The 7,028-nt window shown below is 35.1% G+C and carries 8 protein-coding genes; 3 read left to right on the top strand and 5 right to left on the bottom strand.

Translation table 11 applies throughout. From position 1 onward, the window contains the following. Window positions 1-187: 187 nt before the first annotated feature. Window positions 188-583: an ACT domain-containing protein gene (locus tag AC3WRL_RS00825; protein ID WP_492329522.1), complete on the top strand. Its 396-nt coding sequence runs from the start codon at window positions 188-190 to the stop codon at window positions 581-583. A 324-nt stretch (window positions 584-907) separates the two neighbouring features. Here the strand turns inward: AC3WRL_RS00825 and AC3WRL_RS00820 are convergent, their stop codons facing one another. The 3 genes from AC3WRL_RS00820 to AC3WRL_RS00810 form a co-directional block, all read right to left on the bottom strand. Then, the gene (locus tag AC3WRL_RS00820; protein ID WP_492329521.1) at window positions 908-1,921 is read right to left on the bottom strand and encodes a serine hydrolase domain-containing protein; all 1,014 of its coding nucleotides are present in this window, start codon (window positions 1,919-1,921) and stop codon (window positions 908-910) included. A gap of 100 nt (window positions 1,922-2,021) precedes the next feature. Next, window positions 2,022-2,939 (bottom strand): helix-turn-helix domain-containing protein, encoded by a 918-nt coding sequence (locus AC3WRL_RS00815; protein WP_214831723.1) that lies wholly within the window; start codon window positions 2,937-2,939, stop codon window positions 2,022-2,024. 78 nt (window positions 2,940-3,017) lie between these two features. After that, on the bottom strand, window positions 3,018-4,007 hold the full coding sequence (locus AC3WRL_RS00810) for an SDR family oxidoreductase (protein WP_492329520.1): 990 nt from the start codon (window positions 4,005-4,007) through the stop codon (window positions 3,018-3,020). A gap of 102 nt (window positions 4,008-4,109) precedes the next feature. Here AC3WRL_RS00810 and AC3WRL_RS00805 point away from each other — a divergent pair, with 102 nt between their 5' ends. Both AC3WRL_RS00805 and AC3WRL_RS00800 read left to right on the top strand, forming a co-directional pair. Next, window positions 4,110-4,610, top strand: coding sequence for an RNA polymerase sigma factor (locus tag AC3WRL_RS00805; RefSeq protein WP_214831724.1), 501 nt, complete (start codon window positions 4,110-4,112; stop codon window positions 4,608-4,610). Between the two features lies 1 nt (window position 4,611). Beyond that, the gene (locus tag AC3WRL_RS00800; RefSeq protein WP_214831725.1) at window positions 4,612-5,217 is read left to right on the top strand and encodes a hypothetical protein; all 606 of its coding nucleotides are present in this window, start codon (window positions 4,612-4,614) and stop codon (window positions 5,215-5,217) included. A 63-nt stretch (window positions 5,218-5,280) separates the two neighbouring features. On the opposite strand, the gene AC3WRL_RS00795 is transcribed toward AC3WRL_RS00800, so the two are convergent. Together AC3WRL_RS00795 and AC3WRL_RS00790 are read right to left on the bottom strand one after the other, a co-directional pair. Continuing rightward, window positions 5,281-6,072: an SDR family NAD(P)-dependent oxidoreductase gene (locus AC3WRL_RS00795; RefSeq protein WP_261511608.1), complete on the bottom strand. Its 792-nt coding sequence runs from the start codon at window positions 6,070-6,072 to the stop codon at window positions 5,281-5,283. Between the two features lie 51 nt (window positions 6,073-6,123). Continuing rightward, window positions 6,124-6,705 (bottom strand): TetR/AcrR family transcriptional regulator, encoded by a 582-nt coding sequence (locus tag AC3WRL_RS00790; protein WP_492329519.1) that lies wholly within the window; start codon window positions 6,703-6,705, stop codon window positions 6,124-6,126. Window positions 6,706-7,028 lie beyond the last annotated feature (323 nt).

The following is a 7,028-nucleotide window of genomic DNA, read 5'->3' as shown; positions in this document are numbered from 1 at the left end:
AGTGAACTTATTTTTAGCGAAAGCTTCCAGTCTTGAACTTTTGGTCCATTTTGCTTCAAGGCAAAAGGACATAAAAAAAATAAGAAAATATTTATTGAGATTGCTTCGTTCTTCGCAACAACATAGAACGTTTTTATCAATTGATAAATGAATCCAGAACCATAACCCTTAGTTTTGTATAAAAAAGATGTCTGGAGAAAAAGATTTGAAAACATTGTTGCAAAATATGAAACCTGTATTGAATTCAGGGGAATATGTTTTCTGCAAAGTAGAAAGCTTGAACGAAATCCCGGATTTGGAAAAGCTCGTGTTTTTCTTTCGTGAAACGGAAGCTGTTACAGTAGTTTTAGAAACATCAGTTGCGGATGAATGGGAGTTAGAATACAGTTATATTTCATCATGGATTACTCTTAATGTCCATTCCTCACTGGAAGCTGTAGGCTTGACGGCTGCTTTTGCTAGTGCATTGAAGCATGAAAATATAAGCTGTAATGTCGTGGCAGCCTATTATCACGATCATATTTTTGTAGCTAAAGAAGATGCTGAAAAGGCAATGTCAGCTTTAGTAATGTTAAGTAGGTAAAGTTATTTATCTTTGATCATTGATTTCATCTTTTAATAAATCAAGTCCATACTAAGCACATGAAATATGAAAAATCAATATTACAACAGGCTCAAAGAGTTTCTTGAGAAAAATGAATATCACATATCTATGGTCATTATGATCATTGTTATATTTGTTTTTATCATCGCTTTTTTTGTTATAGAACCTGGATCTGGTTATACTGGACCTTGATTTTAATTCTAAATTCTTGATAAAATTAGAGATGAAGGCAAAGGTTTTAACTTCACCTACTATTCAATATTTTGATGGGTCTAAAAATTATCACTTATTTACCATTCATTTTTATTTACCGTCTAAAATGTTTTCGATAGCTTCAGCGATCTCATATACATTTCCTTGTTTTTGATTGGATAAAATGATGATCGTTCTGCCTTTTTTTGTGTTGGTCTGTAAAAGGGCCTGATAATGTATGGCACTGCCATCATGTATATGGCTGATTACCTTGTCAGCTTCCATACTTCCATTCCCCAAACCAGCTTGTTGATCAGGGCCAAAAGGTATAATTATTTCCCGGGTTGAAGCCGGGTTGATTAAACAAAAGTTGTCTATGCATTGTGCCCATTTGTGAAAATCGTCCAGGTTTAGGCAAGTCCATCCGGAAATGGGAACTTCCAATCCGTCCTGTTTAAAATTATTGTCAAATGATCTGGCCATTAATGGATCTTTATCCGTTGGATCTACTAATCCATTGTTAATGCCTACTTTATTAAGAATGTTTTGTAAAACAAATTTATTAAAAGGTATTCCTGTTACTTTTTCGATAATCCTTCGGCGCAAAAAGGTATTGTTATTATTATAAGCATAATTACTTCCAGGCTCGAAATCAAGTTTTTGAAGAGATTCTAAATCTTTCCAATGGTCTGCATCGCTATGTACTGTTTTCCAGTTTATATCTGGTAATCCGCTTGTATATTGAAGTAAATTTTTGATACTGATGCGATCAGCCCATGAAGGCAGGTTGGGGAAAAATTTAGATACCTTGTCATTAATGTTCAATTTACCTTGCTCCTGAAGCATCATCATTCCAACTGCATCGAATTCTTTCGCAATAGATCCGATATGAAAACGATATTCTGTGGTCAGTAGATTTTTTTTAGATGCATCTGCATAACCGATTGCTTTTTTTACGATTATTTTACCATGATCAGCTATTAATATATTTCCATTGAAAAGACCTGACTGGTGTGTTTTATCTAAATAGGCATTGATGAGTGTGGCTTTATTTTTTTGAGCGAATGTTTGGATTCCCAATAGAAATAGAGTAATAAAAAGAAGTAGACTTCTATTATAAGACATAGTTATGATTTTTTTTTAAAGATACAGTATAATTTCATTTGCTCTATAATTTCAAAGTAAAGTAGCTAAATATCAATATATCTTGACGGAAAAAAAGTAATTAGTTAAACAATTCCCTAAACGCCAGGGGAGTCGTACTCGTCATTTTCTTAAAAAATTTACTGAAGGACTGTGGATGCTCAAAGCCCAGTTCGTAAGCTATTTCACTCACGCTATTGCTGGTTGTGCTTAATTTTTCTTTAGCTTTTTCAATTAATTTCTGATGAATAAAATGCTGGGTACTTTGTCCCGTAAGGTTTTGAAGCAGGGTCCTTAAATATCCAGGTGAAATATTAAGCTGTTCGGAAATATATTGAACCGTGGGAATCCCATTATTAACAATAAGATCGCTGTTCAGATATTGATTAAGGATCATCTCTAGACGTTCAAGGATTTCATGATGTGCTTTATCACGGGTGATAAACTGACGCTGATAAAAACGATTCGAATAATTGAAAAGTGTTTCCAGTAAAGAAGCCATAATATCACTGCTGAATTTATCCGTATTGGTATTGTATTCCTGTCGGATATTTTCAATCAATTGCACAAGGATCTGTTCCTCATCATCGGAAAGAAATAGGGCTTCATGGAGGGAATAATCAAAGAATTCATATTGGGAGATCGTTTTAGCAAGGTTTTTATTCCATAAAAAATCTGGATGTATCAAGAGCATCCAGCCTGATGGAGGCTGTGAGTTTTCTTCTGTTTCAATACGTAAGACCTGATTGGGTGCGATAAAGAAAAGAATCCCTTCGTCAAAATCATAATCCTTCTGACCGTATTTGTATTTATGATTCATATTTCTTTTCACAGACAATGAATAAAAGTCGAATATCAGGCTTTCATCTCCTATTTGGGGACGGTTTTGCATTTCGGAAAAATTAACAACACTGATAAGAGGATGCTTAGGTTTGGGTAAGCCTCGAAGGTTGTGAAATTCTGAAATGGTTTTAATTCTGATGGGTTCCTTTGATGCCATAATTTTCTGATAAAAGAGAAGAATAGGCAGGCTGAGGTCTGCCTATTTTTCATTGATTTTGATAATTAAATTTACGATTTATTCAGCTGGAAAATAAGCTTCACTCTGCAAATCTGATAATAGATCGATTTGATCGGGAGACCAGCTTAGGGTTTCACGTGTTGCTGCACTTGATGCTAAAATATTAAACTTCGCAAAATGGGCAAACCAAGTAAAATGTTCTGCCACATCAGCAGCTGCTATTGAACGTGTAGGAAGACCCAATTTTGAACCTATTGTTTCAGCGATCTTCTTAAACTCGATTCCCTCTTCAGCTACGCCATGATAGCGTGTTCCAGTTCCGGAGTGCTTTTCCACTGCCAAACGGAATAATTTTGCGGCATCTCGACGATGTACAGCTGGCCATAGATTCGTTCCGCTTTCAATAAATGCAGAAAATCCTTTAGCTTTTGCAATCCCGATCAGGGAAGGGGCAAAACCTATTTTATCTCCAAGGTCATGAACCAGGGGTGGAAGTCGTACCACAGCTACCTGTACACCCATATCAGCGACTTTATCTGCAGCGCGTTCCGTTATAATACGTGGAATTCCGTCACCTTCCGGCTGATCATTTTCTGTTACCATTCCTTCTTTTTGAATAACACCGATCCCAGAAGTAATAATAAATGGTTTTTGTGTTCTTTTCAAAGCAGAGCCGATCGTTTCGATGATTTCTCCATCCAAAATACACATTTCCTTAAATTTACTAAAATCATGAATAAAACCTAGGTGAACGACCGCATCTGACATCTCCACCGCCTCTATCAATGTTTTGGGTTGACTGAGGTCGCCGTAATATACTTCAACACCAGACTCTCTTAATTTTTGGGCAGATTCTTCTGAACGTGCCAGTCCTAAAACCTTATGTCCACCAGTTTGTAATTCTTTAACCGTTGCAGAGCCTATAAAGCCTGTGGCTCCTGTTACAAATACTTTCATTTTTATGTTTGTTTTTAACAATACAAAGGTGAAAAGAAAGCATTTTTTCCATGTAGTCAAAACACACTTTGTTGTAGCCGGAAAACACATTTCAGATTAAGCCGAGAAAGCTTTAGTTGTTTTTATTTTTTAGTAGGTTAGATCTTGTAACTTTTTTTTGCAACCGGGAACAAATAGCTAAAGTTAATAGATTTGAAAAAGACAGATTTAGAATTAGAGTTCGAATTAAAGCTAAAAGAATATAAACTTTTGATTTATAAAGTTTGTAGGATATATGCCAACGATCCAAATAATATTCAGGAATTGTACCAGGACATTATCATTCAATTGTGGAAATCATATCCAAAATTCAGAGCAGAGTCAAAATTCAGTACATGGCTCTATCGAATCGCTATTAACACTGCATTAACGAGTTTTTCTAAACCAAAACGATCTCTTCAGTATAGTGATGTCGAATTACACAATGTAGAGATACCCGACGAAGATGATATTGGATTAAAAGACGAGCAGCAGGAACAGCTATATCTGGCGATACAGCAGTTAAATGACATAGAAAAATCTATTGTGATGCTTTACCTGGAAGACAAGTCTTATGATGAGATGGAAGATATATTGGGTATTAGTAATGCTACCTTAAGGGTAAAAATGAACAGAATCAAGGAAAAATTAAGAACCTTAACCAACAATAAATAAAATGGAACTGGACCTATTAAAAAATAGCTGGAAAAAAATTTCCGTGGATGTAGACAGCAATGAATTCGACATCATTTCTGCAACGAGAAAACAAATGAAATCTCCCTTAGAGGAGCTTAAGAAAAGATCGAAAAAGCAAATAATAATTTTACCGCTTCTTTTTATCTTTTTAGTTGTAATGGCAATTACTGTAGCCAAGGATAATAATAACTTTTTGATCTATATGGCCTTAATTATCCTACCCTTACTAATGATATATTATTATTTCAATTTAAGGTTAATAGGACAACTAGAAATGTTTAATGGCTCAGTAAAAAATGATATCGAAATTAAGATCAGGAAACTGATAAAGAGCAATGTTATATATCTTAACATTACCAGACTGCTCTTTCTGATTTTGATTATTTTTTCTGAGGTATTATTGAGGTATAACAGATTTGATTTAGTTCCTGAGCTTGCCTTACTTTCAAAAGTTAGTTTTCTCTTGAGATTGTGTATGTATGTGGGAATATTAGGAATGCATTATTTAATAAGTAAATATACATTTAACCTATATTTTGGAAAGTACTTAAAACAATTGAGAAGTATATTATCAGACATGCAGTAAAAAAATACTCCGGAATTTATTTTCGGAGTATTTTTCTATATTTTTTAGGCTTTAATTAATAATTTACACTGTTTTTAAAACGCCACCATCTGCCCTTAAACTAGCTCCATTCGTAGCACCAGACAACGGACTTGAAAGATAGGTAGCGAGACTGGCAATTTCCTTAGGCTTAATAAATCTTTGCAATAAAGAATCAGGATTGGTTTGCTGAATGATCGCTGTTTTCATCTGCTCAACGCTGATGTTTTGATGGGCTGCAATGTGTTCAATATTGGTAGCCACACCTTCTGAATACGTAGGGCCACCAAGAATAGTATTGACTGTTACCTCAGTTCCTTTGGTGAGTTTTGATAAACCGTTACTAATGGCCAGCATTGAAGCTTTCGTCATTCCATAGTGGATCATATTGCCCGGAATATTGACTCCCGATTCACTGCTGATGAAAATAATTCTGCCCCATTTTTTCTCTAACATCCTGGAGAAGAGATGTCGCGATAACCTGACTGAACTCATGACATTGATTTCAAAAATAGTGTACCAGTCTTCATCGGAGATTGCTTCAAAATCTTTCAATTCAAATACACCTACGTTATTGATTAGAATATCGATGTCATTTAATTCCTGGAGCAAAAAATTCACTTCTTCTTTGTTTGAAAAATCAGCGACAAGGCTTGATACCTTTGCATTGGGAAATTGTTGTTTGAGTTGGGAAACAGCATTCTCAGTTTTCTCTTTTTGTCTGCCATTGATAATCACTTCAGCTCCTTCTTCCAATAATTGCTGAGCGATTGCAAAACCGATTCCCTGTGTTGAACCACTGATAAACGCTCTTTTTGATGTCAATTCTAAATTCATTTTGTTTCTTGTTTATTTTTGTAATGATCGATCCATAAATGGATAAAAAAATTAGCTGAGCACAGCTAATTGCATTTCTATTTGTTGAGACAGTATTTTTTTATCAGGGTACATTCTTCTCAGCGTATTCAGACCGCACCAGAAGGTGATGAGGTATTTCCCTAACATCGAAGCATCGGTCTGATTTTTAATTTCTCCTTTTTCCTGTGCTTTACGAATGTTTTCCGTGTACATTTCTTCAACTTCTTTAAGGATCTGTATCGAGTCGTTTTCCAGCTCTTCATCGATGTAGGTCATTTCCACAACCGTATTGGCGATGATACAGCCTTTTAGGTGAGAGATCTCGCCTTCGTAGGTGATACTTCTGAAAAAGTCTTTGATCAGTTCGATGGGAGAATCACTTTTTTCCAGTTTGGTTTTAAATTCAGCGAAAGCCTCCCTTCTTTGTTGGATGGCTTCCTGAAAAACCTGTTTTTTCCCTCCTTTAAAAGTATTGTAAAAACTTCCGCTTCCTGTTCCTGTGATGGTTAATAAGTCACTTAAAGAAGTAGCAGTATAGCCCTTTTTCCAGAATATGTCCTGGGCTTTTTCTATCAATTCTGAGCTCGCGTGAATATTAGGTCTTCCTCTCATTTTATTTTTGTAATGATCGATACAAAAATAGGAAAATGTTTTATATTGATGATAATTTTAGAAAAAAAATTAGTTATCTAAGGTTTAGTTCAATAATACGATTTATTGAGATTGCTTCGTGCCTCGCAATGACGGAATGTTTATCACTCGCAGATCAAGCAGATTAAAATGACAAAAATTTAAAAAACGGATTTCTAACCGACCTAGGAAGCTGCAGCGTTAAAAAAATAAGTTCTGTGAACGTCAAAAAAATTCTACTGTCCGAAGCGCGGGACCTCAAATTCAATAATAAATTCACATTAAATCCGCGCAAGTTTAGAATT

The organism is Chryseobacterium sp. FW101-FHT12H09, from assembly GCF_058790395.1.
Note: the sequence above shows the minus strand (reverse complement) of the source record. Positions and strands in the feature narration are given on the sequence as shown.